This window comes from Shimia sagamensis (assembly GCF_900182745.1).
Lineage (GTDB): Bacteria > Pseudomonadota > Alphaproteobacteria > Rhodobacterales > Rhodobacteraceae > Shimia > Shimia sagamensis.
On sequence record NZ_FXTY01000001.1, the window covers coordinates 716,529 to 741,190 of the forward strand.

At 56.9% G+C, this 24,662-nt stretch carries 21 protein-coding genes and 1 tRNA gene; 4 read left to right on the forward strand and 18 right to left on the reverse strand.

Going from position 1 to position 24,662, the window contains the following annotated elements:
• Position 1: 1 nt before the first annotated feature.
• The 6 genes from QOL67_RS03300 to QOL67_RS03325 all read right to left on the reverse strand — a co-directional run bounded on the left by QOL67_RS03300 (position 2) and on the right by QOL67_RS03325 (position 7,859).
• A complete protein-coding gene (locus QOL67_RS03300; protein WP_283424513.1) occupies positions 2-907 on the reverse strand; it encodes a phosphate/phosphite/phosphonate ABC transporter substrate-binding protein in 906 nt (301 codons plus the stop codon).
• Positions 908-1,178: 271 nt separating this feature from the next.
• Positions 1,179-2,300, reverse strand: coding sequence for an ABC transporter ATP-binding protein (locus tag QOL67_RS03305; RefSeq protein WP_283424514.1), 1,122 nt, complete (start codon positions 2,298-2,300; stop codon positions 1,179-1,181).
• Complete coding sequence (locus tag QOL67_RS03310; RefSeq protein WP_283424515.1) at positions 2,293-3,957, reverse strand: alpha-glucosidase family protein; 1,665 nt, start codon at positions 3,955-3,957, stop codon at positions 2,293-2,295. The genes QOL67_RS03305 and QOL67_RS03310 overlap by 8 nt, the downstream gene beginning before the upstream one ends.
• A 66-nt stretch (positions 3,958-4,023) precedes the next feature.
• On the reverse strand, positions 4,024-5,187 hold the full coding sequence (locus QOL67_RS03315) for a carbohydrate ABC transporter permease (protein WP_283424516.1): 1,164 nt from the start codon (positions 5,185-5,187) through the stop codon (positions 4,024-4,026).
• Positions 5,188-5,198: 11 nt separating this feature from the next.
• A complete protein-coding gene (locus tag QOL67_RS03320; protein WP_283424517.1) occupies positions 5,199-6,425 on the reverse strand; it encodes a carbohydrate ABC transporter permease in 1,227 nt (408 codons plus the stop codon).
• A gap of 75 nt (positions 6,426-6,500) precedes the next feature.
• A complete protein-coding gene (locus tag QOL67_RS03325) occupies positions 6,501-7,859 on the reverse strand; it encodes an ABC transporter substrate-binding protein (protein WP_283424518.1) in 1,359 nt (452 codons plus the stop codon).
• Between the two features lie 204 nt (positions 7,860-8,063).
• On the opposite strand from QOL67_RS03325, the gene QOL67_RS03330 reads away from it, so the two are divergent.
• Both QOL67_RS03330 and QOL67_RS03335 read left to right on the forward strand, forming a co-directional pair.
• Positions 8,064-9,116 carry a substrate-binding domain-containing protein gene (locus QOL67_RS03330; RefSeq protein WP_283424767.1) on the forward strand — a complete coding sequence of 351 codons (1,053 nt, stop codon included), beginning with the start codon at positions 8,064-8,066 and terminating at the stop codon, positions 9,114-9,116.
• Between the two features lie 6 nt (positions 9,117-9,122).
• Positions 9,123-10,448 carry a GH1 family beta-glucosidase gene (locus tag QOL67_RS03335; RefSeq protein ID WP_283424519.1) on the forward strand — a complete coding sequence of 442 codons (1,326 nt, stop codon included), beginning with the start codon at positions 9,123-9,125 and terminating at the stop codon, positions 10,446-10,448.
• On the opposite strand, the gene QOL67_RS03340 is transcribed toward QOL67_RS03335, so the two are convergent.
• From QOL67_RS03340 to QOL67_RS03390, 11 genes are all read right to left on the reverse strand, one after another.
• On the reverse strand, positions 10,449-11,174 hold the full coding sequence (locus QOL67_RS03340) for a copper homeostasis protein CutC (protein ID WP_283424520.1): 726 nt from the start codon (positions 11,172-11,174) through the stop codon (positions 10,449-10,451).
• Entirely contained in the window at positions 11,161-12,300 is a 1,140-nt protein-coding gene (gene nagA, locus QOL67_RS03345) for an N-acetylglucosamine-6-phosphate deacetylase (RefSeq protein ID WP_283424521.1), read from the reverse strand. Before nagA ends, QOL67_RS03340 begins: the two co-directional genes overlap by 14 nt.
• Positions 12,297-13,526, reverse strand: coding sequence for a class II D-tagatose-bisphosphate aldolase non-catalytic subunit (locus QOL67_RS03350; RefSeq protein WP_283424522.1), 1,230 nt, complete (start codon positions 13,524-13,526; stop codon positions 12,297-12,299). The genes nagA and QOL67_RS03350 overlap by 4 nt, the downstream gene beginning before the upstream one ends.
• The gene (locus tag QOL67_RS03355) at positions 13,523-14,425 is read right to left on the reverse strand and encodes an ROK family protein (RefSeq protein ID WP_283424523.1); all 903 of its coding nucleotides are present in this window, start codon (positions 14,423-14,425) and stop codon (positions 13,523-13,525) included. Before QOL67_RS03355 ends, QOL67_RS03350 begins: the two co-directional genes overlap by 4 nt.
• Entirely contained in the window at positions 14,425-15,471 is a 1,047-nt protein-coding gene (locus tag QOL67_RS03360) for an SIS domain-containing protein (RefSeq protein ID WP_283424524.1), read from the reverse strand. Before QOL67_RS03360 ends, QOL67_RS03355 begins: the two co-directional genes overlap by 1 nt.
• Positions 15,468-16,466, reverse strand: coding sequence for an SIS domain-containing protein (locus QOL67_RS03365; protein WP_283424525.1), 999 nt, complete (start codon positions 16,464-16,466; stop codon positions 15,468-15,470). Before QOL67_RS03365 ends, QOL67_RS03360 begins: the two co-directional genes overlap by 4 nt.
• Entirely contained in the window at positions 16,463-17,599 is a 1,137-nt protein-coding gene (locus QOL67_RS03370; RefSeq protein ID WP_283424526.1) for a Gfo/Idh/MocA family protein, read from the reverse strand. Before QOL67_RS03370 ends, QOL67_RS03365 begins: the two co-directional genes overlap by 4 nt.
• A 9-nt stretch (positions 17,600-17,608) precedes the next feature.
• On the reverse strand, positions 17,609-18,706 hold the full coding sequence (locus tag QOL67_RS03375) for an ABC transporter ATP-binding protein (protein ID WP_283424527.1): 1,098 nt from the start codon (positions 18,704-18,706) through the stop codon (positions 17,609-17,611).
• Between the two features lie 89 nt (positions 18,707-18,795).
• Positions 18,796-20,001, reverse strand: a complete 1,206-nt coding sequence (locus QOL67_RS03380; protein WP_283424528.1) for an ABC transporter substrate-binding protein — start codon at positions 19,999-20,001, stop codon at positions 18,796-18,798.
• Positions 20,002-20,024: 23 nt separating this feature from the next.
• A complete protein-coding gene (locus QOL67_RS03385; protein WP_283424529.1) occupies positions 20,025-20,867 on the reverse strand; it encodes a carbohydrate ABC transporter permease in 843 nt (280 codons plus the stop codon).
• Position 20,868: 1 nt separating this feature from the next.
• On the reverse strand, positions 20,869-21,801 hold the full coding sequence (locus QOL67_RS03390; protein WP_283424530.1) for a carbohydrate ABC transporter permease: 933 nt from the start codon (positions 21,799-21,801) through the stop codon (positions 20,869-20,871).
• A 217-nt stretch (positions 21,802-22,018) separates the two neighbouring features.
• Between QOL67_RS03390 and QOL67_RS03395 the strand changes: the two genes are divergently transcribed.
• Positions 22,019-22,774, forward strand: coding sequence for a GntR family transcriptional regulator (locus tag QOL67_RS03395; protein WP_283424531.1), 756 nt, complete (start codon positions 22,019-22,021; stop codon positions 22,772-22,774).
• 1 nt (position 22,775) lies between these two features.
• The gene (locus QOL67_RS03400) at positions 22,776-24,557 is read left to right on the forward strand and encodes a beta-N-acetylhexosaminidase (protein WP_283424532.1); all 1,782 of its coding nucleotides are present in this window, start codon (positions 22,776-22,778) and stop codon (positions 24,555-24,557) included.
• A 14-nt stretch (positions 24,558-24,571) separates the two neighbouring features.
• Here QOL67_RS03400 and QOL67_RS03405 read toward each other — a convergent pair.
• Positions 24,572-24,647, reverse strand: a tRNA-Thr gene (locus tag QOL67_RS03405).
• Positions 24,648-24,662: the final 15 nt, after the last annotated feature.

Consider the following 24,662-nt stretch of genomic DNA (forward strand, 5'->3'; position numbering starts at 1 on the left):
GCTATTTTATCCCCGCGTCTTCGAGATCCTGTAGAATCTCAAATATAGGCGCAAAAGTGTATTTGGATCCCGCAGCAAATTCATCAAATCCTGAACTGTTTTGAAAGGTATTGAGAACGTCGCGGCCTTTTTGGTGAGAGGACATGGACGTTAGACTTTGGCGTAGTGAGTTTAGCTGTGCCTTCGACATGCCTGGGCGGTGCATGAGAACACTGCGTGGAAATTGCTCAGAAATGGCCAATAACCGGAAGTCATTCGGTCTGGCCTCCATGAGGTCAAGATAGTTCATTTGGTTTGTTGCGCCCGCGTCGGCACGTCCGGACGCCACAGCAAACATGGTGTTTTTGTCATTGTAGGTCAGAAAGTAGCCAACTTCTTCTCCCGAGTGGGCTGCTCCTGGAGCGCGCAGTTTCTTTAATCGCAGTCCACTTTGAAGAAGGATATGGGCTGGCACGATGAACCCAGAAGATGAATCGCGGTCTTCCAAGGCAATGCGCTTTCCGCGAAGCTCTTCTAGCGCGGTGATGCCGCTGTTCACATGTGTAAAAATTACTGAATAGTAGCCGGCATGGCCGCCTTTCCAATTGCGCAAGAAAGGCGTGCCGCCGGAAAGTTGCGCCACTTTGGCCACAACGAGCGGGCTGTCGATAAAGATGTCCACTTCTTTGCGGGCAATGGCTGCCGCCATAAGTTCGGCGCTGGGGTGAACAACAAGGCGCACTTCGGTTATGCCAGCGTCTTCCAGATCGGTTTCCAAGTATGTCAGAAGAGGTTGAAACACCCGCATTTGGCCGCGGATACCTTCGTTTAGCGTGCCCAGATTCAGAGTCTCTGCCAACGCGAAAGAAGCGTTGATCCAAGCCAGACAAGCGGCAAAGCAGAGAGTGATCCTAGCAATCATGGGCATCCGAGACGTTCTATCACCTCCTAAAGGCGGTATTAGGAAAGTCTAAACCATCGCTTAACGAATGGAGGGTTTGGCCGGAATTCTGCCGGTATGATGCAAATTGCCATCGAATTTTTGTAAAAAAGCTTTCTGGCGCCCCTTTGGGGGTCAGATTTGAGCCATGTGATTCGGTCTTGTCGTGCACCATGATCAAAGATTGCCGTGAAAATCCTTTTCACGCCAGATGTTTGCCGGAACACCACCAATTTCCCGTATTACGTGTGATCAGCCATTAGTGTGCATTCTTCTCGATGCGTTTGATCGTGCGATCTCGGTACAGAAGTGACTGTGTGTCAGCAAAGAGGTGCACTTTGGCCGGATCGGCGGTCAGGGACACTTGTTTACCTTTTAAGTCTCGGTGGATGCCTTGCAATTTCCCGATCACCGGTTCCGCACCATTTTGTGCTTCGAAGTAAAGTAGGGTCACTTCGCCCAAGGCTTCGGTGATGTTCACAGTGCCGGTGTAGAGCGCGTCATCTTCGGTGATGATGAGATCTTCTGGACGCACACCAATGTTGACTTGTCGCCCCATGTCCTCCGGCAAGGAAGGCACGGTGGAGGTGGCCGTGCCCCCAGCATCCAATGCAATAGTAGTGATATCGCCGGTGCCAGTGATCTTGCCGGGGAGGAGGTTCATGGCTGGGGAGCCGATGAATTGGGCAACAAATTCATTTTCGGGGCGTTCATAGAGATCCAGCGGTGTGCCAACTTGGGCAATGCCACCACCGGCCAGCACCACGATGCGGGTTGCGAGCGTCATCGCCTCAACCTGATCGTGGGTCACGTAGACCATGGTACTGTCGGGCATAGAGTCTTTGAGTTGGGCAATCTCGATGCGGGTGGCCACACGTAGGGCGGCGTCGAGGTTTGAGAGCGGCTCGTCAAACAAGTAAACCTTAGGGTCGCGCACAATGGAACGGCCAATGGCAACACGCTGGCGTTGCCCCCCGGAAAGCTCCTTGGGCAGGCGATCCAGCAGGTTGTGCAACTGAAGTGTTTTGGCGGCTTTGTCGACGCGCGCGTTGATCTCCTCGGAGCTCATCTTGGCGATTTTAAGCGCAAAAGACATGTTTTCGCGCACGGTCAGGTGCGGGTAAAGCGCGTAGGATTGAAACACCATGGCAATGCCACGCTCACTTGGCGGCACGTCGTTGACCACGGTGCCGTCAATTTCGAGCGTGCCGGAAGTGATGTGTTCCAGACCAGCAATCATGCGCAACAGAGTGGATTTGCCACAGCCAGAGGGACCAACAAAGACCACCAGTTCGCCCTTTTCAATTTCCAGATCGATGTTGGCGAGGACATTCACTGGGCCATAAGATTTGGCAATGTCTTTGAGTATGAGATCAGCCATCGGAGGAGTCTCCTGTGTTAGAGCCTAGTGTCACGGCAAAGGCGGCCTGCCAGGCGGGCAGGGTCACTTTGGCGCCGTCGCGGCTGATGGTGAAGGGGGCTTTGGAATCCATGGTCCAAGCACCGGCTGGCAGGTCGAAGCTTTGCTCTTCTTCTGAGAGGTTGAAAGCGCAAAGGATGCTTTGGCCGTTGTGTTCGCGCACAAACCGGATGTGGGTGTCATCAGCGTGAAGCAACTCAAAGATGCCTTTTAGCAGCGGCAGTTGCTCTTTGCGGAAAGCGATCAGGCGGCGGTAGAAGGTCAGCATGGAGCCCGGCGTGTTTTCTTGCGCCTGGACCGATTTGGACAGATGATCCGCGCTCACGGGCAACCAGGGCGTGCCCTCGGAAAAGCCGCCGTTTTGGTTGTCGGACTTCCACACCATGGGTGTGCGACACCCATCGCGGCCCTTGAACTTTGGCCAGAAGCGGATGCCGTAGGGGTCCTGCAAGTCTTCAAATGCCACGTCGGCTTCGGATAGGCCAAGCTCTTCGCCTTGATAGATACAGACAGAGCCACGCAGGGACATCAGCAAAGCCGCATAGGTGCGCTGGGCGGCGTCGGACAGGTTCCAGCGGGAACTGTGGCGCTCCACGTCGTGATTGGAATAAGCCCAGCAGCCCCAGCTGTCGCTGCCAAAGCTCTCGGCGGTTTGCATGATCTCAGCCACGCGGGTGCCGGTGGGATGTGCCTGACACAACAGGGCAAAATCATAGGCCATATGCAGCTTGTCGCCGCCGCCGGTGTAGGTGGCCTGAATTTCGCTGCCGCGCTGGCTGTCGCCAACTTCACCCACGGTGGTGATGGCGTCATATTCATTGAGCAAGCTGCGCAGGTCTTGCAGGAAGCCAAGGTTCTCCGGCTGGTTCTTATCGTAAAGATGTTCCTGATGGTTGTATGGGTTCACGGCGGGCGCGATGTTGTCGTTGCGCTCCTCCAGCGGCAGGGCCGGATTGTCGCGCAATTGCGCGTCGCAGTAGTAGAAATTCACGGTGTCTAGACGGAAGCCATCGACACCACGATCGAGCCAGAACCGAGCCACATCAAGCAGTTCCTGGCGGACTTCGGCGTTGTGGAAGTTCAAATCCGGCTGTTCGGCCAGAAAGTTGTGCAGGAAATACTGCTGGCGCGAGGTGTCCCACTGCCAGGCTGGACCACCAAAGATCGAGAGCCAGTTGTTGGGCGGCGTGCCGTCCAGCTTTGGATCCGCCCAGACAAACCAATCGGCTTTGTCGTTGGTGCGATCTGCGCGGCTTTCGATAAACCACGGGTGCTGATCCGAAGTGTGGGACAGCACAAGGTCGATGATGATCTTGATGCCCAGCTCATGTGCTTTGGCAATCAGCTCGTCAAAGTCAGAGAGTGTGCCAAACATTGGATCAACATCGCGGTAGTCTGACACGTCATACCCGAAGTCCAACATGGGCGAGGTGAAAAACGGGGACAGCCAGATGGCGTCCACGCCAAGCGAGGCCACATGGGGTAGACGCTGGATGATGCCAGCGAGGTCACCGATGCCGTCGCCGGTGCTGTCTTGGTAGGAGCGCGGGTAGATCTGATAGATCACCGCACCACGCCACCAATCGGGGTCTGTGATAAGCGCGGAATCTTGGGTCATGGTCGGGTCCTGATAAGTCATGTGATCGTCCAAAGAAGTGGCCATTGGGCCAAGTTAGTGTCTGTTTTACTTGACGGAGCCGGCCAGAAGGCCGCGCACCAAGTAGCGTTGCATCGCAAAGAACACGAGCAGTGGTACCGAAATTGAAACAAAAGCCGCCGTGGCGAGGATTTCCCAGTTGCCGCCGCGGGTGCCCAGAAGTTCGACAATCTGGTTGGTCATCACCGTGGTGTTGCCGGTGCTGTCGATCAGGAACACTTTGGCGACCAGAAGGTCGTTCCAGGTCCAGAGGAACTGGAAGATGGCAAAGGAGGCCAGCGCCGGGAAAGACAGCGGCAGGATGATCTTGGTGAAGATCTGAAAGTCGGTGGCGCCGTCGACCTTGGCGTTTTCGATGATGTCGCGGGGTAGGCCGGACATGTAATTGCGCAAGAGATAGATTGCCAACGGCAGGCCAAACGCGGTGTGCGCAAGCCAGACGCCAAGGTAGCCTTTACCAATGCCCACGTTGAGATGCAGCTTGAGTAGCGGGATCAATGCAAGTTGTAGAGGCACAACCAACAAGCCAACAATCGCCGCGATCAGCAAGGCACGGCCGGGAAATTCCATCCATGCGAGCGCATAGGCAGCAAAGGCGGCGATCACAATTGGGATGATTGTGGCTGGAATAGTGACTGTCAGCGTGTTGAGGAACGCTTTGGTCATACTGTCATTGCTGTTGCCAGAAATGAGCACTTGATCATAGTTGGCCAGCGTGAAATCCGGCGGCAGGGTGGCGGTGACGAACACGCGCTGGCCGCGCTTCTTCAGCTCTTTGGTAGAGGTGAAGCGATAGTTGCCGGCTGCGTCCATGGTGAAGGTCTTGGTGTCTTTGGTGAAGCTGGCGGTTTCGCCGACAGCAAAGGCGTCCACGGCTTTGGAGGATACGCCAAAGCGCGTGATTTCGGTGCCGGGCGTCGGGCCTTCCTCTGAGTCCTCAAGCAGGTTGCCTTCGACCACCCAGAGTGTGCCCTCTTGAATGGCCACTTCAGCGCCACCGGTGCGCAACTGCACCACTTGCTCAGCCGGGAATAGGGCTTTCCACCAGCCGGAGGCTGAAATCTGATCAGCGGTGCGGAAAGAGGAGACCAGAAGGCCCACGGTTGGGAACAGCCAAAGTGCCACAAGCAGCACAACGGAGAGGTTCACTGCCCAAGAGAGACCAGATTTACGTCCTGCGATATTGTCCATGATCTCTCTCCTCAGCGCATTTCTTTGCGGGCCTGCACCACGTTCCAAATCAGGATCGGGGAGACGAGCAGCATGATGATGATGGCGCTGGCGGAGCCGACGCCCCAGTCATTGGCGCGGAACAGTTTGTCGTACATGTAGTTGGCCAGCACCTGCGTTTCCCATTGGCCGTTGGTCATCGCAAAGACGATGTCAAACACCTTGAGCACAACCAGAGTGATGGTGGTCCAGACCACAACAATGGTGGGCATGATTTGCGGCACCTTGATCTTGAAAAAGATCTGGAACGGGTTGGCACCATCGACAATGGCCGCTTCAACGGTTTCTTCCGGGATGCCACGCAGCGCAGCAGAGAGGATCACCATGGCAAAGCCGGTCTGAATCCAGATCAGCACCACCATCAGGAAGAAGTTGTTGTAAAATGGCATGGTGAGCCAGGATTGTGGCTGGCCATAAGGGAAGTCCATGCCAATCACATCGAGGATATTGCGCAGTGCAACCACGGCAATCCAGAGACTAATCAGGCCGGAAATGGCCCGAAGTGCCTTCACAAGGATGTTATCACTGCCGGTAACAATGGGGCGGAGCAGCAGCCAGCCAATGTAGGCGACCAGGGCGGCAAAAACCGCAAGGATCACAACTGGGAGCATTTTGAGGAACAAGAGAGAACCAAAGCCGCCGTCAAATTGCATCCATACGGCGTTGAGGATGCCGATCTGCTCGTTGCCTGCGGGGCGGGCGTCATAAACCAGTTTGAAAATCACAGAGGCGCCAACAAAGGAGATCGCCATGGGCATAAAGATCAGCGACTTGGCAAAAGCACCCCATTTGATGCGGTCGGTGAGCTGTGCCGCGAGTAGACCAAAGGCGGTGGACGCGGCAGGGACCACAATTAGCCAGAGCATGTTGTTGCGCATGGCCTCCCAAAATTTGGGTTCGGCAAACATCTGTTGGTAGTTGGCGAAGCCGACAAAAGCGCCGTCTTGGGTGCGGTCCGTTAGGGACAGGCGCAACGTTTCAAACACCGGGTAGCCGAGATAAAGGCCAAGGGCGAGGATCGCGGGAGCAAGGAACAGCCAAGGGCGGATCATATTTGCGCGGTTGATATTGCGCCCAGCATTAGGGCCGCTTGCCGGAAACAGAACTTTGTCCAGAAATAGATTGGAGAAGTAGAAATACCCGAGGCATCCGCCCACTCCGATGACGATGGTCACAAGACCCAGCAGTGCTGGTGACATGACGCTCTCCCCCCGAGTTTTGGTTGGCCACCCCGCGCAGAAGTGCGCGAGGCAGCAGTTTGATAAGCGCGTGGCTTACTTCAGCGCGTCCCAGCTGTCCTGGATTTCGGTGGCGACTGTTGCAGCGTCTTTGCCGCTGGTGAAGTCAACCATGCCAGTCCAGAAAGAGCCCGCGCCCACACCGCCTGGCATCAGGTCGGAGCCGTCAAAGCGGAAGGTGGTTGCGTTCACCAGAATGTCCGCCTGACCACGCAGCGCATCGTTCAGGTAGGTTTCTGGGTTCACGCCTTTGTGCGGTGTGAGGAAGCCGGATTGTGCCGCGAAGACTTCGTGTGCCACTGGCAGTTGGAAGAATTCCATCAGCGCGGAGGTGGCATCAGATGGATCGGTGATCGCCATCAGCGTACCGCCACCCAGAACCGGGTTGCCGAGGTCTTTGCTGTCGTAAGATGGGAAGTAGAAGAAATCGACGTCTTCGCCAAATTCGATGCCTTCAGGGAAGAAAGCAGGCACAAAAGACGCCTGACGGTGCATGTAGCAGTCCAGTGGCGAGTTAAACATGCCTTTTGGGCTGTCGCGGAAATCTGTGGTGGCCACAGCACCGGCGCCGCCGGACACTTTGGCGTCATCACCTACAAACCAACCAAATTCTTCGATCGCTGCGACAACGCGCTCGTCGTTGAAGGCAATTTTGTTGGTGGTCCAGTCATCATAAACATCAGCTGGCTGGGTGCGCAGCATGATGTCTTCCACCCAGTCGGTGGCTGGCCAACCGGTGGCTGCACCAGACCCCAGGCCCACACACCAAGGTGTTTCGCCGTCGGCCACAATTTGCTCGGTCAGGGCGCGCAGGTCTTCCATGGACTCTGGCACTTCGTAGCCAGCATCTTCGAAGTTCTCTGGCACGTACCAGACGAGGGATTTTACATTTACGTTATAGAAGAAGCCGTAGTGCTGATCTGCGCCTGCTTTGTCGGCGTATGTGCCGAGATCAACCCAACTCTGGCCCGCGCCGTAGTTGTCCACGGTCCAGGCGTTCATCGAAGCTGGCAGCGGGTGCAGCAGGCCACGTGCCGCCAGATCAGAGGCGAGACCCGGCTGTGGGAAGACCGCGATGTTGGGTGCGGCACCTGCTTCGGCGTCGATCACAATCTGCTGCTCAAAGCTGTCGGAGCCGGTGTAGATCGCTTCGGCGCCTGTGGCGGCGGCGAAATAGGCCAGCACTGAGCGGAAGACTTCGTCCTCTGGCTGCAACCATGGGCCTGCCACAGTCACGGTTTGGCCGGACAGGTCTGGGGCGTTTTCAGCCCAGGCATTGTAGCTATCCCAGCTGAAAGCACCTTCGCCGGGTGCAAATTTTAGATGGCCGTCAGCCATGGCGGTACCGGCGGTGAGCGCCAGAACGGCCACGCCTGCATAAAATGTCGGTTTCATGAGAGTTCCTCCCAGTTTCATGAACTGGAAACCAATTTACCAAAGCGCTTTGAAAAAAGCAACGGTCAAGAAAATGGCCTGCTTGTCACCGTGATCCATATGTTTTATTAGGGAAAAAGGGAGGAGCGCTGTGCGGGGCGTGCAAAAACAACAAAGATGCACGACTCATAAATCAAAGCGCTTTGATAAATGAAAACGAAGTCAATGAACCTAAAAGACCTTTCGGATTTGCTGGGATTGTCCCAGACAACAGTGAGTCGTGCGCTCAACGGATATCCGGAAGTGCGCGAATCAACCCGGCAAAAAGTGATGGAAGCCGCACGGGCGCACAATTACGCGCCGAATACGCGGGCCAAAACGCTGGCGACGGGCAAGGCGATGACCATTGGGCATGTTTTGCCGGTGTCCAAGAAGCACGAAATGGTGAATCCGATTTTTGCGGATTTTATTGCCGGGGCCGGGGAGATCTATTCAGACAACGGCTTTGATCTGCTGTTGTCGGTGGTGGATGACGACTCTGAGGAAGCGAGCTATCGCAAATTGGTGTCACGCGGCGCTGTAGATGGGATCATCGTGCACGGTCCAAAGGTGAACGACAGCCGGATTGCCCTGTTGCGGGAACTGGGCGTGCCCTTTGTGGTGCATGGCCGCTCTACCGAGATTGAGGCGGATTACAGCTGGGTGGATGTGAACAACACCCGTGCGTTCCAACGTGTGACTGAGTTCCTATTGGACTTGGGGCATCGCCGGATTGCGCTGCTCAATGGTTTGGCGGACATGGATTTTGCCACACGGCGGGGTGCAGGATATGTCGCGGCTTTAGAAGAACGTGGGATGCAGGTTGATCCAGCGTTGATGTTTCATGAAGAAATGACCGAGAACTTTGGGTTTGAAATCGCGTGCAGTTTGTTGGCTCAGGATAATCCACCCACTGCTTTTGTGGTGTCTTCGATTATTCCAGCCATTGGGGTGCGACGCGCGATTTCCGATGCTGGGTTGGAAATGGGCAAAGATGTTTCCGTCGTAATCCATGATGACGCGCTCAGCTACTTCAGCAATGATGGAGATGAGCCTGCGTTTACGGCGGTGCGCTCTTCAGTACGGCAAGCCGGTCGTCATGTGGCGCAAGCCTTGATCAACAAGATCGCAACCCCTGGCGCACCGGTGCATCAAGAGATGTTGGAGGCGGTTCTGGCAGTTGGGCGGTCTACGGGGCAGGCGCCAGCGCTTCGGCAAGCTTTAGAACAAGAAAAGTAGAGACTGATGCAGCACAAACGTTCCGATTTTCCCGCTGGATTTCAGTTTGGCGTGGCCACGTCCAGCTATCAGATTGAAGGACATCAATTTGGCGGCGCAGGGCGCACACATTGGGATGATTTTGCCGCCACACCGGGCAATGTGGTGCGCGCAGAAAACGGCGCGTTGGGTTGTGATCATTACAACCGCCTGCAGGAAGATCTTGATCTGATTGCTGGTCTGGGCGTGGATGCTTACCGGTTTTCCACCAGCTGGGCGCGGGTGCTGCCGGAGGGGCGGGGTGCTGTTAACGAGGCCGGGCTCGATTTCTATGACCGCTTGGTGGACGGGCTATTGGAGCGCGGGATCAAACCTGCGGCAACGCTGTATCACTGGGAGATGCCCTCTGCGCTGGCCGACCTGGGTGGCTGGCGCAATCGCGATGTGGCGCAGTGGTTTGGCGATTTTACAGAAGTGGTGATGGGCCGGATCGGAGATCGCGTGTGGTCTGTCGCGCCCATCAATGAGCCGTGGTGTGTCGGTTGGCTGAGCCATTTTGTCGGGGCACATGCACCAGGATTGCGGGACATTCGGGCTACCGCGCGGGCGATGCATCACATCATGCTGGCACATGGCACGGCGATCCAAAGGATGCGTGGCTTGGGTATGAACAACCTCGGCGCGGTGTGTAACTTTGAATGGGCCACGCCCGCCAGTGATGCGCCGGAAGATGTCGCGGCGGCGGCCCGCTATGATGCGATTTACAACCGGTTTTTCTTGGGCGGGATTTTCAAAGGGGAATACCCAGAGTTGGCCCTAGAGGGGCTAGAGCCGCATTTGCCAATGGGCTGGCAGGATGATTTTGATGTGATCAGTACACCGGTGGATTGGAGTGGGCTCAACTACTACACGCGCACATTGGTTCATGATGATGCAAATGCGCCCTGGCCGCGTTATCAGCAGAGCGTGGGCAATTTGGCCAAAACTTCAATGGGCTGGGAAATATATCCTGACGCGCTGCGAGCGTTTTTGGAACGCATGGCGCAGGAATATACAGGTGACTTGCCAATTTACGTGACCGAAAACGGCATGTCTGCGCCGGATGAGATTTTGGGTGGCGTAGTGGCAGACCCACACCGGATTGATTATCTCAACCGCCATCTGTCGGCGGCCAAAGAGGCTATTGCCGCAGGGGTACCATTGGCTGGGTATTATGTTTGGTCCCTGATGGACAATTACGAATGGGCGCTGGGCTATGAAAAGCGTTTTGGCCTGATCCACGTGGATTTTGACACGTTTGAGCGCACCCCAAAGCAGTCGTATCACGCCCTGGCAGAGGCCTTGCGCAGCTGATCAGGCGGAAAGAGTGTCCAGCGTTTTTCGAAAGGCTAGAACCGTGTCTCGGTCAGTGACCTTTTGCGTTTTGGCAAAGCCAAAGTGGTGCAGATGTTCTGCCACTGGAATCGCAGTGCCGCAGGAGGCGTGGAAAGACGTGATGCCGGTATTTGTCGCCAGTTCTGCCAAGTTAGAGACTGAAACACCGCTGCCCACCATGATTTCGATCCGCCCTTTTGCCGCTGCTTGCATGGCTTGCAAAGTGGCTTGACCATCCTCGGCGCGCGGGGCGCCACCGGAGGTCAGGATGCGGTGTATTCCAAGATCAATGGCCTGTTCCATTGCGGACAGTGGTTCCGGCAGGAGGTCTATGACTCGATGCAAAGTGACCTCGAGTCCTTCGGCTGCGGCAACCAGCTCACGCAGGGTGACAATGTCCAGCTGATCGCCTTTGGAGGCGCCAATCACGACACCTGCCAAGCCAGCTTTTTTGACGGCCTCGATCGAAGCCCGCATAGCTTTCTGATCTGTTGCGTCATAGCAAAAATCCCCGGCACGAGGTCGGATCATGACATGTGAGGGGACAGCGCTGTCCTGTGCGGCGGCGATCAGGCCGGGGCATGGGGTCAATCCGCCCACATCCAGAGCGCTGCACAGTTCGATGCGGTCCACAACATCTGCGCAAGCGGCGTAGCCAGCTGCGGTGTCGATGCAGACCTCAAAAGTGAGACTATTGCGCGGCATTTTCGATCTTTTGGGCCTCAAGCGCTTCGGTCAAAGTGGCTTCCACGGCGTGATCTGCGCCGAGCAAGAGCACGTCGTCCGTGCGGCGGTTTGCCAGCTGTCCAACTTCTGGCAGACCGATACAGGCAGCGGGAGTGGAGATGGCCATACGAAGTGCGGTTTCTTCGGAGAGACCCACTTTGTGGATCAATCGCTGCACGCCCTCAGCCTGAGTGACATGGGCGCCGGCAAGGCTGCCTTCCTTGTTGATCAGGCGGCCGTTCTTCAGCACCACACGATGACCGTACAGATCGAAGTGATCCGGCCCACCCACGGTGGACATAGAATCTGACACAAGGATCATGCGATCTGCCTGAGGGCGGGCACGTACAGCCAAGCCTACCATGCTGTCGGCCACGTGGTGGCCGTCGCAGATGATGCCAGAATAGACATTTGAGTTGATCACCGCGCCGACCGCGCCCGGTTCGCGACTGGTCATTGGCGACATGGCGTTAAACAGGTGAGTGGCACAGGTTGCGCCAGCTTCGATGGCCTCATTCACTTGATCGGCGGTGGCGTTGGTATGCCCTATAGAGACCACTGCGCCGGTGCCGGCCAGTTTGGAGATGGTTTTGAGTGACGTGACCTCTGGCGCCAGAGTGATCATCACAGGGATGTTGATATCACGCAGGTGAGTCACCACAGCCATGGTGCGGTCATCAAACGGGCGCACGAAGCTCGCCTCATGGGTGCCGCGACGCTCTTTGGAAATATGCGGGCCTTCGATGTGAAGCCCAACTACGCCGGGCAGGCCTTGAGCTGCAATGGCGGCATTGGCGACATTTTCCAGTACGTCTGCGTTGTCGGTAATTACGGTGGGCAGAAGCGCTACGGTGCCAAACCGGCGATGGGCTTCTGCGATGGCTGCGATGCCGCCTCGGGTTGGGGTTTCGTTCAGGAACACACCACCGCCGCCGTTGACTTGAAGGTCAACATAGCCGGGGGTCAGCAGGCCGGATATTTTGCTGGCATTTTCTGGCACCGGGCCAATTTCCGCAATCTGGCCGTCTTTGATGCGCACCGCGACACCAGATTGAATGCTGTGACCGTCAAACAGACGGTCCGGGGCGATCCAACGATCGGTCATGACGATACCTCAAAGAAATATGGGTCCAGCGCCAGTTCGATTTGCGCATCGATCAAGCGCTGCGCGTGGGAACCAGACAGCTTTTCTGCGCGTTCCAGAGTGGTGGTGCCAAAAGCGGCGCGTACTGCGGCTTCAGACAAGGAATCTGGCGTGTCTGACAGGAGCTGTTGCACAGCGGATTGGGCTTTGGGTTGCGGCCAGTAATAGCGGATGCGATCCGCAAGACCGAAGTGGCGTTGGCGACGCAGGCTGTCCGTGTCGCCGTGGTAGTGCCCTTGCCAATACTTTGGATCACTCATCATCAACTCTTCCATCGTTGCGCGCAGCACACCCGAGGGCTTGCGCAACGCATCCAGCGCATACACGGCCTGTCGATATGCGAAGGTCAGCGCTGGGCCCACCTTCTGAAAGGCAAATCCAAGTTCCGCAAGGCGCACAAAGGTGTAGGGGCGTTGATAGTCGGTTGAGTGTGCTTCCAGGCATACAGTTGGGTGATCGGCGATGGCGGCAAGGAAGCCAGGATCGCGACTAAAAGGCAGATGGTGCACGTCTGTGGGGCCAAATTCGACACCCGGCTGCACCACAAGGCCGCCAATGGAGGGGGCCAGATCACCAAATGTATCGATATGGGCTTTTAGCGTTGCAGCCGCATCTTGTGCGTTGGTCGGGGGAATGTCGCCGTCCTCATCCGCACGAGCGCCGCCGGGGGGGGGCACTTCAGTGCCAACAACAAACAGCAGGTCGTCGCTCTCCTCAGCACAGACGCGGGCGAGATCGGCGGAACGTTCGGCGGTTTGATCGTCGGTCAGCTGCGGCGCCTCACCGGCGCAACCTTCGGAACAATCGAGATGAATCTTGCCAAATCCGGCTTTGACATAGTCGCGCACCAGAACGCGGGCTTTGTCCATAGCAGCGTCGGCGAACATGGAGCGCCACGCTTGCGGACCAAGGTGGTCGCCGCCAAAGATAATGCGCTCACGAGCCACGTTTGCACGGTCGGCAATGTCGTAAACAAAGCGGATGAAGCCTTCCGGTGTGATGCCGGTGTAGCCGCCGTCCTGGTTGACCTGATTGGAGGTGGATTCGATCACGATTTGTCGGTCCAGTCGTTCTGCCAACACCAGTGAAGCGCGCAGCACATCGGGATGGGCGGAACACACGGAAGGAATTGCCACCGGTGTGCCGGCGCGGTTTTTCTGGATGATGGAACGCAGCGCGTGTGTCATGTGTTGGCCTCCTGCCAAGCGGCATAGGCGGCACCGCGGGCACCGCTGCTGTCACCGCCTTGTGCCAATGTCAGGCGGGCGGTGGAGAAATCCCCAATTTGGGCTTTTTGTGCGGCAACCGAGAGATCCTGGATCACGCCGTCGATTTGGCTGAGGCCCCCGCCCAGCACAATTACATCCGGATCAGCGGTCAGCGTCAGGCTGTGAATCATCTCGGCAGCCAAAGTGCACCACACATCCCAGACCTCAGACATGTCACCATGGCGACGTTCTGCGATCTCCGGCGGCGTGACCTTCTGACCCGTCAGCGTTTCGGCCAAAGCCGCGAGGCCGGGGCCTGCGACATAAGTCTCAATGCAGCCCAGGCGCCCACAACCACAGCGCCGGATCGGCAGGTTGTGACGGGACACAATATGGGCAGGCGCGGAGGTGTGGCCAAATTCACCACCGGTTAATGTTGGGCCTTGCAACAGAGACTGATCCACCACAATACCACCACCGATACCCGTGCCGAGGATCAGCGACATAACGATGTTCTGGCCCTTGCCAGCGCCAAAAACTGCTTCAGAGAGTGCCAGAGCGCGGCAGTCGTTCACATAGGTGATGGGGCGACCAGCGGCATCGTTGATGTCCGCCGGAAACGGCTTGTCGGTGGCAGGCAAATTGGCGGTCAGCGCCAAGCCGGTTTGGGGATTGATCAGACCAGCTGCGCCAATGCCAACCGGGAGCTTTTCTCCGGATTCTGCTTCGGCCCAGGCCACTTGATTGGCCACTGTTTGCACCAGGCCTTCATAGGATTTGGGCGTAGGTTCGCGGTGGCGGGCCACCTCGTTCCAGTCTGTATCAAACAGGCGTACCTCACATTTGGTGCCGCCAAGATCGATCCCCGCAACGGTCATTAGTCCACTCCGTGCAGTTTGACGCCTGAAACAACGCGTGACAGCGTGCCTTGGCCGGTGAAAGGGTTGTCCACATTCAGGCCAAGGTCCGCCGCCCATTGCACACCGTCGATTTGAGAGGACGCAATGCAAAGCGGTGCCGCCCAAGCGGTGCCAAATGGCATGTCGATGACGATGTCGCCCTTGGGGCCAATGTTGGTCACGCGGGCGTCCGGGAACTGCGCGCGCAGTTCGGTCACAAGGTCAGTATCATAGGCGTTTGTCGGGGTCTGCGGGCTGCTGAACACTGTGATTGAAGTTGTGTCACGCACAAAGGACTTTGGACCGTGACGGAATCCAAGGGAGCTGTCCCAGAGCGCCGGGGTTTGACCGGCGGTGAGTTCCATAACCTTGAGTGCGGCTTCGCGGGCAGCAAAAGCCAGCGGACCGGAGCCCACATAGACCGCGCGATCGGGGCGCGGGGTGCCAAATTGTGGCAATAGGCTTTCGAGCTGATCTGCCAGCGCATTAAAGCGGGCTGGTACGTCACAGGCTTCGTCAAACAAGGCCAATGCCGTCAGCAACATCGTCGAAAAGCTGCTGGTCATGGCAAAGCCTTCGTCATGGGTGACTTCGGGCAGGTTAATGACCTTTAGAGGCCCCGGCGATGTGCGGGTGGCCAATGCGCCATCCGGGTTGCAGGTGATGTGCAACCGTGAAGCATCTGGCGCCAGCGCATCCAGCGCGTCCAACGTGCCGAGGCTTTCGGTGGAGTTGCCAGAGCGGCCAAAGCTGACCACCAGGGGACGGTTTCCGCTCAAAAAGGCGCGCGGATTGGCAACCAGATCGGTTGAGGGCACAGAGCGGGTGCCCGGCACAGCTGCGGCGATGATGTCACCAATATAGGCACTGGTCCCAGCGCCACAGAACCAAACTTCATCTGCGTTCTGCGCTACAATCCAGCTGCGTAGGCCAGTTACGTCAAGCGCTTCGCCCCAGGCTCGCCAAACGGCGGGCTGCTGGTGAATTTCGCGCCATGTGGCCCAGGTATCCAAGTTGGTGCTCATGTTGTCTGGGTCACTTTCGACAGGGTTTCCGGCGCATCTGGGTTCAAACCCATTGCCAGCGCGGTTTCAAGGATAACCGGGTAGACCAGTGCGAGCAGATAAGCGGCGGCGGCGGCAGGCTTGATCTCGGTGTCGATCAGGTCGGTCACGCGCAGGCGGTGCACGTCACAGCCAACAGCTGTGAAACGGGCCTCGGCTTGATCAAGACTGTCCTGAATGTCGGCTTGGCCGGTGTCCATGATCAGCACCATCAGCGGGTTGGTGGCCAGTTGCAGCGGGCCGTGCAGAACCTCAGACGCAGAGTAAGCTTCGGCGTGCAGGGCGCAGCATTCTTTGAGCTTCAGGGCCACTTCATGGGCAGCACCAAAGCCGGTGTCACGGCCAATCACAAAGAAGTGGCGCGCGCGCAGAAAGGCGGCGCGCAGTGCATCCGCGTCTGGCAGGGCAGAGGGGGCTGACGACAAGGCCTCCGCCGAAGTTTTGGCATCATAATTAGAGTCTATTCCTGCCAAAAGAGCCATGCCAGCGGCTACAGAGCCAACCACGGTTTTGGTGGCTGGCACAGCGTTTTCGGCACCTGCGCCAATCGCGATTGTTGCGTCGGCGGCAGCTTCAACTGGGCTGTCCGGGATGTTGGTTAGTGCGAGGACTTTGGCGCCACGCGCGGCAGCGCCTTTGGCGCTGCGCACGAGGTCTTCGGATGCGCCGGATTGACTCACCACGAGCGCAGCCGCGTTGTCCATGGACACACCTTTGCCGATGGAGAAGACAGAGGGCGGCAGAGAAGTCACTGGCACACCAAGTTCGCGCATAAACTCATAAGACAGGATGTTGGCGGCGGCGTCAGAGGAGCCACGCGCAATGGTGTAGATTGCATGCACGGCGTCCAGTTTTGGCAGCGAGACGTCTTGCGTCGCGGTTTTGGCAAAGACGTCAATGGCCTCTGCACTCTCTTTGGCCATCATTGCGCCAGGTACGATGCTGTTCATTGTCATTCTCGCAATCCAAACTTGTCGAATTCGGCCCAGATCGGGGCCATATTGATCATTTTCCCGTCGATGCGCGCTTCGTCCAGCGCCATCGCCACGAGGCCTGCTTCCAGTGCGTCAACCACGCCCACCGGTAGAGTCTCAGTTTCGCCTTTCAGGAAGGCGACGATGTCATCCACCATCATGTGGTCCGCGCCGTAGTGGGCCGAGGCCCGGGCGCTGTCCATCTGGGTGTAGTCATGATCCGCAATCACAGAGCCATCGCGTGCTGTGGCTTTCAGGTAACCTCGTACAAAGTCACCCTCTGCCATGCCCATTGCCCCCATCACACAGAACCGACGATGCTCATCCGGCACGTTCAGGTTGGTGTGAAAAGACAAGGAGGCACCGCTTTCGTACTGCAAAATGGCGGTTTGGTAGTCGATGATGTCGCCGTCCGAATGGAACGGGTCATCAATGCTCTGCCAGACGCTTTTCTTGCGGTGCATGATTTCGTTTTCGGTGTTTGAAGCGGGCGCAAATGCCGGAACAAATGATTTGCGCCCGCCAAAGCTTGCGACCTGGGAGGGACGCGAGCCTGTCACCATGTTGTAAATGTCGATGTCGTGGCAGCATTTTTCGAGCATGAAGCCACCGGACCAATGCACCATGCGCCGCCAATCGCGCATGAAAAACGCACCATGATAAGGCGCGATATGCTCGCTGGCTTCCATGGAAGTGATGGGGCCAAGTTGATCCAGCACGTGGCGCAGATCGACCATATGCTGGGAATAGCGCAGCACGAGGCCGACCATCACGCTGTTGGTGCCATGTTCGGCCAACAGAGCGGCCAGTTCCATGGTCTCCTCTTTGGTGGTGACCACGGGTTTTTCCGTAAAGATGCGCACGCCGGCAGCCAGCCCCACTTTGATATGCTCAAGGTGGAAACTGTTGGGGGAGCCTACAAAGAAGAGATCCGGCGCTGTTTCAGCCAGCATAGTCTCGACTGTGTCGTAATGCGGCACGTCCGTGCCAATCATCTCTAAATGTGTGGGCTGCGGATCATAGAACCCGACAAATTCCACCTCTGGCATGGCCTCCTTAAGAATGGAGAGCACATGCCCGGCCCGAAGGCCTATGCCTGCTGTGACAACGCGCATGGAAGATCCTTATGCCACCAAAGCTGGGGCTGATTTACGGCGCAAAACATTACCGTTGGATTGGAACACATGACAATCTTCAGGCGCCACGGAGAGGCGCATGTTCTTGCCTTGCTGAATTGGAGCATCGCCGGACAGGGACGCGCAGAAACGGGTGCCGTTGCCAATTGTGCCATAGGTGATGGAAATGCCGCCAAGACGTTCCAGCACATTGACGGTGATGTCCAAACCCTCATCGCTTAGGGTCACGTGCTCGGGACGGATGCCAACTTCGACGGTGTCGCCTTTGCGCACACCTGATGTGTCCACTGGCAGGGACATCTTGTGTCCACCGTCGAGTTCCACAGTCAGCGCACCGGAGGTTTCGAGAACGGTTGCTGGCACAAAGTTCATGTTGGGTTGACCAATGAAGCCAGCCACAAATTTGGTGGCGGGGTGGTGATACAGCTCCATCGGGGAGCCGAACTGTTCCACTTTGCCGCCGTTCAGAACGACAATGCGGTCTGCCATGGTCATGGCTTCGACTTGGTCGTGGGTCACATACACCATGGTGGCATCAAGCTGGCTGTGCAGTTGGCTCAGTTCCACACGCATGTCGCCCCGCAAGGCGGCGTCGAGGTTGGAGAGCGGTTCGTCAAACAGGAAGACCTTTGGATTGCGTACAATTGAGCGGCCGATCGCGACACGCTGACGCTGACCACCGGACAGTTGGCCCGGCTTCAGGTCCAATTTTTCCGTGAGTTGAAGAATGCCGGCGGCCCGTTGAACGCGTTCTTCGAGTTCGTCTTTTGGCATCTTCTGCACGCGGAGTGGGAAGGCGATGTTTTCATAAACACTCAGGTGCGGGTAGAGCGCGTAAGATTGGAACACCATCGAGATACCGCGGTCCACAGGGGCTGCGTCGCTGACGTCTTCGTCGCCGATATGAATTGAGCCGGACGTGGATTCTTCGAGGCCGGCAATGATGCGCAGCAAGGTGGATTTGCCGCAGCCGGAGGGGCCAACGAAGACCACAAATTCTTTGTCCTCGATTGCCAGGCTGATGTCGTGCAACACCTTGGCGGAACCGAAGGACTTGTTGATAGCATTCAGGTTGAGCGTCGCCATGGGTCTGTCCATTTGTCTGAGAAGTTTCGTGAGTGGAGGCACTCCGGGCACGCCGCGTAAGTTGGCGCGCCCGAAGCAGGGAGGAACCCTTAGAGGGCGTCGTCGAGCTCTTCAGCTGCGATGGTCACCAGGTTGTCGACTGTGTCGTCTTTCAGGATGATGCCCTGAACCATGTTGGTGAACACAGACTGCAGTGATTTGAAGTCTTCTACGAGTGGCTCTGGGCCACCTGTAGCGATCGAAGCAGTGAAGGTCGGCCAGATGCCGTCGTTGTAGTACGGATCATCTTTACCCAGCTTGGTGTAGTCCAGGATCGGTGTCAGACCCCAGCTGCTGTCCAGGTCGTACTGGCTGTCACCAGAAGTGATGCGCTGTGCCAGATCATGGGCCAGATCTTCGTGACCGGAACCCTTGAACACAACAATCGAGTCAGTGATCAGGATGGAACCGCTTTCACCGGAAGGACCAGCAGGAATAGGCGCAACGATCTGGTTGATGTCTTCGTTGTGCTGACCGTAACCCCAAGGACCGGTGACATACATAGCGATCTTGCCATCGTTGAACAGATCACGCAGCTGGCTGCGTTCCCATGCGGTTGGGCCGTCCTGTGCAACGTCTACGAGCTTGCCGTAGAATTCCAGAGTTTCGCGTGTCTCTTTGCTGTCCAGCATGTTTTTGCCGGATGCACCGTCGATCACGGTACCACCGTTGGAGTACAGGTAGTTCAGGAACTGGTGCATGGTGTTGTCGAAGTCTTTGCCGGAGAGGCCAACGCCTGCCACTTCGGTGTTGTCCACAACGCCTTTGGCCATTGCGTACATGTCATCCCAAGTTGCTGGAGCGACACATTCCTGGCCGGACTCTTCAACGATACCACAGTTGATGTAGAGCGCCTTGGTGGAGAACGCGTGTGGGTAGCCCCACTGAGTGCCCTCGATGGTCACGGTGTTCAGAACACCTGGCTGGTAAGGCGCAGCCGCGTCGATGTTTGCCGCAACGATCAGGTCGTTGTTGGCCAGCTGACGCAAGGTGCGCGAGCCCATGTAGGCGATGGAGGGTGGATCACCCGCAGCGGCCAGTGTCAGAGATTTGTCCTGGCATGTGCCCCATGGCACGGCTTCGAGGTTGACGGACACACCTTCGTGGTCTGCTTCGAACTGATCGACGACAGCCTGATCAGCTTCGCGGACTTCGCCGCCACACATGATGAAGTGCAGTTCGGTGTCTGCTGCCAGTGCGCCGCTTGCGGCCCCGGACAGCAGGGCTGCGCCCAATGTGAGTTTCACAAATTTCATAGTCTTCTCTCCCTTGGTTAAACTCATTCTTTCACCGCGCCTGCCGTCAAACCGGCGACGAGGTATTTTTGTAGGAACAGGAAGATGAGCATGACCGGTAGGACACCTACCAAGGCCGCGGCCATCATTTCGTTCCAAGTCACCGACTGGTAGCCGATGAATTCGAATAGACCAGCAGGCAGCGGCTGCAGCTCGCGGGTCTGGTTGAAGGTAATTGCAAACAGGAACTGCTGGGCGTAGGCACCGATAAACACGGCGACGCTGACCACGATCAGGCCGGGCACGGCCAGAGGCAGAACCACGCGGCGCAGGGTGTACATGCGAGACGCCCCATCCACAAAAGCCGCCTCTTCCAGTTCGCGTGGAATTTTTTCCAGATAGGAGCGCAGCAGCCAGATACCGGTGGGGATCAGGAAGGCCACGCCGGGCACGATCATCGCCCAGTAGGTGTTCAAAAGGCCCATGGTGCGCAGCACGCGGTAGAGCGGGATTAGCAAAACAGCGCCGGTGAACATGTTCACACCGAGAAAGATGCCAAGACTGATGTTTTTGAACGGGAAGTCGAGGCGGGCATAGGCGTAGGCCGCTGGCACCACAAAAACCATTGTAATGACGGTCACCGAGGTTGCGATGAAGATCGAGTTGAAGATGTAACGACCCAGAAGCGGCACCGTCACCCACATGTCTTTATAGGCCTGCAAGCTGAAGTCGTCTGACCAGAACTGATAGGGGCTGCGGAACAAGTGCTCCAGAGGACGCAGGGACGCCATGAACATCTCAAAGAAGGGCAGCAGGATGAAGGTCAGGAAGACAGCAAGCGCCGCGTAGATACCGACCAGCTGCAGTTTTGTGTAGCGATCCATCATATCATTTCGCCCCGTAGCGTTTGTTGATTTTGTTCAGGAAGAACAGGTAGATGAGCGAGAACACGGCCAGCAGGACAACGATAACCACGGCCCGTGCGGCGCCTTCGCCAAATTTGTAGTTCCCGATTGCAACCTTGTAGGTGTCGATGATCAGGGTGGTGGTTGCGCTGCGTGGACCACCTTCGGTCAAAATCCAGATGATTTCGAAGCTGTTGAAGGTGAAGATCGCGGACAGCAATGCCATGGAGACAATCACCGGCATGATCTGAGGAATGGTGATGCGGCGGAAGCGGTACCAACGACCAGCGCCGTCCACCCATGCGGCTTCATAAAGGTCACGGGATACACCCTGCATCGCGGCAAGGAAGAATAGTGTCACCATTGGTGTGCCGACCCAGACGTCCGTCACAACGGCGGAGTAGAAAGCGGAGGATTTGTAGGCGAGGAATTCAAATGGCCCATCGGTGATGCCCAGTTTCATCATCACGCCGGACAAAACGCCAAAGTAACCGTTGTAGAGCCACAACCAACCAATACAGCCAATCGCAACCGGGATGACCCAAGGGGGCATGACCAGCACGCGGAACAAGGCACGGCCTGGGATGGCGGCATTGAGGAGCGTCGCGCCAATCAAACCCATGATCAGTTTGATGCCCACAGAAAGGAACATCCAATAGAAGGTACGAATGACGGTTTGGTGGAACTTACGGCTGTCGGCCAGATCTTGATAGTTTTCAAGCCCGATGAATTCTTCACCACCCAAACCAGCATCCATAAAGGACAAGCGGATTGTTTCGGCCAATGGCCAGGCAACAATCACAGCAATAAAGATCATCGCCGGAGCCACCAACATCCAGCCGAAAAGATTTTCGGACATGGCGCGTTTGCGGGTGTTGGCGGCTGGTTGTGATGCCTGTGCGGATAGTTCGGCCATCAATTTCCCCCCTTGGTTTCGTGCGGCGAATCAGTGAGCGAATCACCGCGTTGCAAATATGGTACCCCAAAAAAGCCAAAATGCTACCAATATAATACCAAAGCAACCGGTAGGAAAATTTCCCATTAAATACAGTGAGGTAAAAGATAGTTTCCAAAGGGGACTTGCGTAACTTTGGCAGATTGGTACTGTTTTTTAGACCATGTCAGGAAATCAAATGACCATTGCAGACACGATCTTTAACCCGGAGACTTGGTATCGCGCGGGTCGCGGACCGCGGTATCAGCAACTGTCCCGGCACATCGCCACAGAGATACGCACCGGTCGTCTGCAGCCAGGTGATCAGCTGCCACCGGAGCGGGATTTGGCGGACAAGGCAGATATTTCTCGAGTGACCGTCCGCAAAGCGGTGGCGCAGCTTGTCGAAGAAGGGTTGATCGAGCAGCGGCGCGGCGCGGGGTCTTTTGTCGCTGAAGCCTCGCCGCGTTTGGAGCAGTCTCTGTCCTCGCTGGTGTCTTTTACCGAAACCATGCAGGCACGTGGCATGACAGCCACCTCGGAAGTGCTGTCCCGGGGTCTGTTTTCGCCAAACCCGGATGAAATGGTCACGCTAGGTTTGGCCGCGCATGAAAAAGTTTCACGGATCAACCGTTTGCGTAGTGCCGGCGGTGTTCCCATTGCGCTGGAGTATTCGTCTTTGCCACGCGACATCCTGCGTGATCCGGAGCTGATCGAGACCTCACTTTATGAGATTCTGCGCAGAGACAACAGTGCACCCAGGCGGGCGATCCAGCGGGTCACAGCGCTCAACCTGTCTCCGACTGATGCAGACTTGATGAAATTGCCGGAAGGCAGTGCGGTCCTGCAGATTGTGCGAACCGGTTACCTCGGTTCTGGTCGCCCAATTGAACTGACACGGGGGCTGTATCGCTCCGACATTTACGACTTTGTTTCCGAACTCAGATTGGACTGACATGCACTACGACAGCCGTATCACGGGCGACACCATCACATGTGTTTTTACACCGGAGCGTAACCTGATCGCCCCGGTTTTTTGTTTCTCTGGCATGGGCCCATTTGAGGCTGTTTCAGGCGGAACAGTGATGAAAACGCTCGGCAGCTATACAGAGATTGCCTTGCCAAATTTGGCGGCGGGTGACGCCTATGAACTGGTGATCCAATATGCTGGCGGCTTTAAACCTGCCAACCGCGCCTGGTTGCCATTGGGGCCGTATCTGCGGTGCGGAAAAGAGATCATCGCATTGCCCATCCCTGAGTCCGGGTGCCGTCCGCAAGTTTTGCCGGATCTCGGGCCGGTTGAAGGTTTGCCTTTGGTGCCCCAACCACAGAGTTGGGCTGCCTCCGAAGGTGTTTTGGAAACCTCTGGGTTTGCCTGTGACAGCCCTGCGTTTGAAAGTGCGGCGGCCTTGGCTACGCGCCGTGGTTGGTCTTTTGTCGGCGATACAGAGGTCACAGTTGAACACGCAGATTTGCCGGAAGACGCCTATGAGCTGGAGGTGTCCACCGATGGTGTGATCCTGCGTGCCGGCGGCTTTGGTGGCGAGTTTTACGGCGCCATCACCTTGTTGACTTTGCTGCAACACGGATCACTTCCTTGTGGTGTGATCAAAGATGCGCCACGGTTTGCCTGGCGGGGACAGCATCTGGACACAGCGCGTCATTTTTATGAGCCGCAGACCATACTGGACCTGCTCGACCTGATGGCGCTGTTGAAATTCAACCGCTTCCATTGGCATTTTGCCGATGATGAAGCGTTCCGCCTTGAAATCGAATGTTTCCCGGAGCTGTGGCAAAAAACAGCGCTGTGCGGCGAAGGGCATCTGTTGCCAGCCTTGTTCTCCGGCGCAATCGAGGCCGGCGGCAGCTATTCCAAAGACACGGCGCGCAAAATCATCGCGCATGCCAAGGCGCTCAACATCGAAGTGATGCCTGAGATTGAAGTGCCTGCACATGCGATTGCGCTGACGCATGTATTCCCCGAATTGCGCGATCCAAGTGACAATGGCGCCGAAGTCAGCGTGCAGGGCTACAAAGGCAACGCGGTGAACCCGGCGATTGCACGGACTTGGGATGTATTGGAAGCCATCATGGCCGAAGTAGGTGCATTGTTCCCGTTCCAGCACTTGCATCTGGGGTGTGATGAATTGCCGGAAGGCACTTGGATGGGCAGCCCGCTGGCACGTGACCTGATGAAACGTGAGGGGCTGGAAACCACCGACGATCTGCAAGGCTGGATGATGCAGAAATTGGGGGCCAAGACAGTTGAAAACGGCCAGCGCCCCTGTGCCTGGGAGGAGGCTGCGAAAGGATCCAATGGCGGCATCGCCAACGGTGCGATCCTATTCAGCTGGACTGGGCAGGGACCTGGCTTGGAGGCGGCACGCAATGGCTATGATGTGGTCATGAGCCCGGCACAGCACATCTATCTCGACATGGCGCAAACCAGTGACAAGGATGACTGGGGCGCAAATTGGGCTGCGTTTGTCTCGCTTACGGACACGATCAACTGGGAGCCGGTGCCAGATGCGGACCTCGCAGAGCGCATCATCGGCGTGCAGGGCACTTTCTGGTCTGAGTTCACCACAGAGGACAATCAGCTTTGGCCAATGCTGATGCCACGCATGTTGGGTGTCAGTTCCAAAGCCTGGCAGACAGAGTGTGTGGGTGCAGACGGCCTGATCCGACTGGCGCATGTTTACAACGATCTGCCCGGGGCGGAGGTCTGGACCGGATGACAAGGTGGGGAAACTGGTGCCGCTGATAGGACTCGAACCTACGACCCCATCATTACGAATGACGTGCTCTACCAGCTGAGCTACAGCGGCGCCGGAGTGGGGTAT

Excerpts from the sequence above, each read along its gene's own strand:
- QOL67_RS03370 (WP_283424526.1), bottom strand. The coding sequence starts at position 17,599 with ATGCGCGTTGTCACAGCAGGCATAGGCCTTCGGGCCGGGCATGTGCTC.
- QOL67_RS03325 (WP_283424518.1), bottom strand. The coding sequence starts at position 7,859 with ATGAAACCGACATTTTATGCAGGCGTGGCCGTTCTGGCGCTCACCGCC.
- QOL67_RS03355 (WP_283424523.1), bottom strand. The coding sequence starts at position 14,425 with ATGACCGTTGCGGGGATCGATCTTGGCGGCACCAAATGTGAGGTACGC.
- QOL67_RS03375 (WP_283424527.1), bottom strand. The coding sequence starts at position 18,706 with ATGGCGACGCTCAACCTGAATGCTATCAACAAGTCCTTCGGTTCCGCC.
- QOL67_RS03315 (WP_283424516.1), bottom strand. The coding sequence starts at position 5,187 with ATGGACAATATCGCAGGACGTAAATCTGGTCTCTCTTGGGCAGTGAAC.
- QOL67_RS03395 (WP_283424531.1), top strand. The coding sequence starts at position 22,019 with ATGACCATTGCAGACACGATCTTTAACCCGGAGACTTGGTATCGCGCG.
- QOL67_RS03400 (WP_283424532.1), top strand. The coding sequence starts at position 22,776 with ATGCACTACGACAGCCGTATCACGGGCGACACCATCACATGTGTTTTT.
- QOL67_RS03300 (WP_283424513.1), bottom strand. The coding sequence starts at position 907 with ATGCCCATGATTGCTAGGATCACTCTCTGCTTTGCCGCTTGTCTGGCT.
- QOL67_RS03350 (WP_283424522.1), bottom strand. The coding sequence starts at position 13,526 with ATGACACACGCGCTGCGTTCCATCATCCAGAAAAACCGCGCCGGCACA.
- QOL67_RS03330 (WP_283424767.1), top strand. The coding sequence starts at position 8,064 with ATGAACCTAAAAGACCTTTCGGATTTGCTGGGATTGTCCCAGACAACA.
- QOL67_RS03360 (WP_283424524.1), bottom strand. The coding sequence starts at position 15,471 with ATGAGCACCAACTTGGATACCTGGGCCACATGGCGCGAAATTCACCAG.
- QOL67_RS03335 (WP_283424519.1), top strand. The coding sequence starts at position 9,123 with ATGCAGCACAAACGTTCCGATTTTCCCGCTGGATTTCAGTTTGGCGTG.
- QOL67_RS03310 (WP_283424515.1), bottom strand. The coding sequence starts at position 3,957 with ATGACCCAAGATTCCGCGCTTATCACAGACCCCGATTGGTGGCGTGGT.
- QOL67_RS03380 (WP_283424528.1), bottom strand. The coding sequence starts at position 20,001 with ATGAAATTTGTGAAACTCACATTGGGCGCAGCCCTGCTGTCCGGGGCC.
- QOL67_RS03390 (WP_283424530.1), bottom strand. The coding sequence starts at position 21,801 with ATGGCCGAACTATCCGCACAGGCATCACAACCAGCCGCCAACACCCGC.
- QOL67_RS03365 (WP_283424525.1), bottom strand. The coding sequence starts at position 16,466 with ATGACAATGAACAGCATCGTACCTGGCGCAATGATGGCCAAAGAGAGT.
- QOL67_RS03320 (WP_283424517.1), bottom strand. The coding sequence starts at position 6,425 with ATGTCACCAGCACTGCTGGGTCTTGTGACCATCGTCATCGGAGTGGGC.
- QOL67_RS03305 (WP_283424514.1), bottom strand. The coding sequence starts at position 2,300 with ATGGCTGATCTCATACTCAAAGACATTGCCAAATCTTATGGCCCAGTG.
- QOL67_RS03340 (WP_283424520.1), bottom strand. The coding sequence starts at position 11,174 with ATGCCGCGCAATAGTCTCACTTTTGAGGTCTGCATCGACACCGCAGCT.
- QOL67_RS03385 (WP_283424529.1), bottom strand. The coding sequence starts at position 20,867 with ATGATGGATCGCTACACAAAACTGCAGCTGGTCGGTATCTACGCGGCG.
- nagA (WP_283424521.1), bottom strand. The coding sequence starts at position 12,300 with ATGACCGATCGTTGGATCGCCCCGGACCGTCTGTTTGACGGTCACAGC.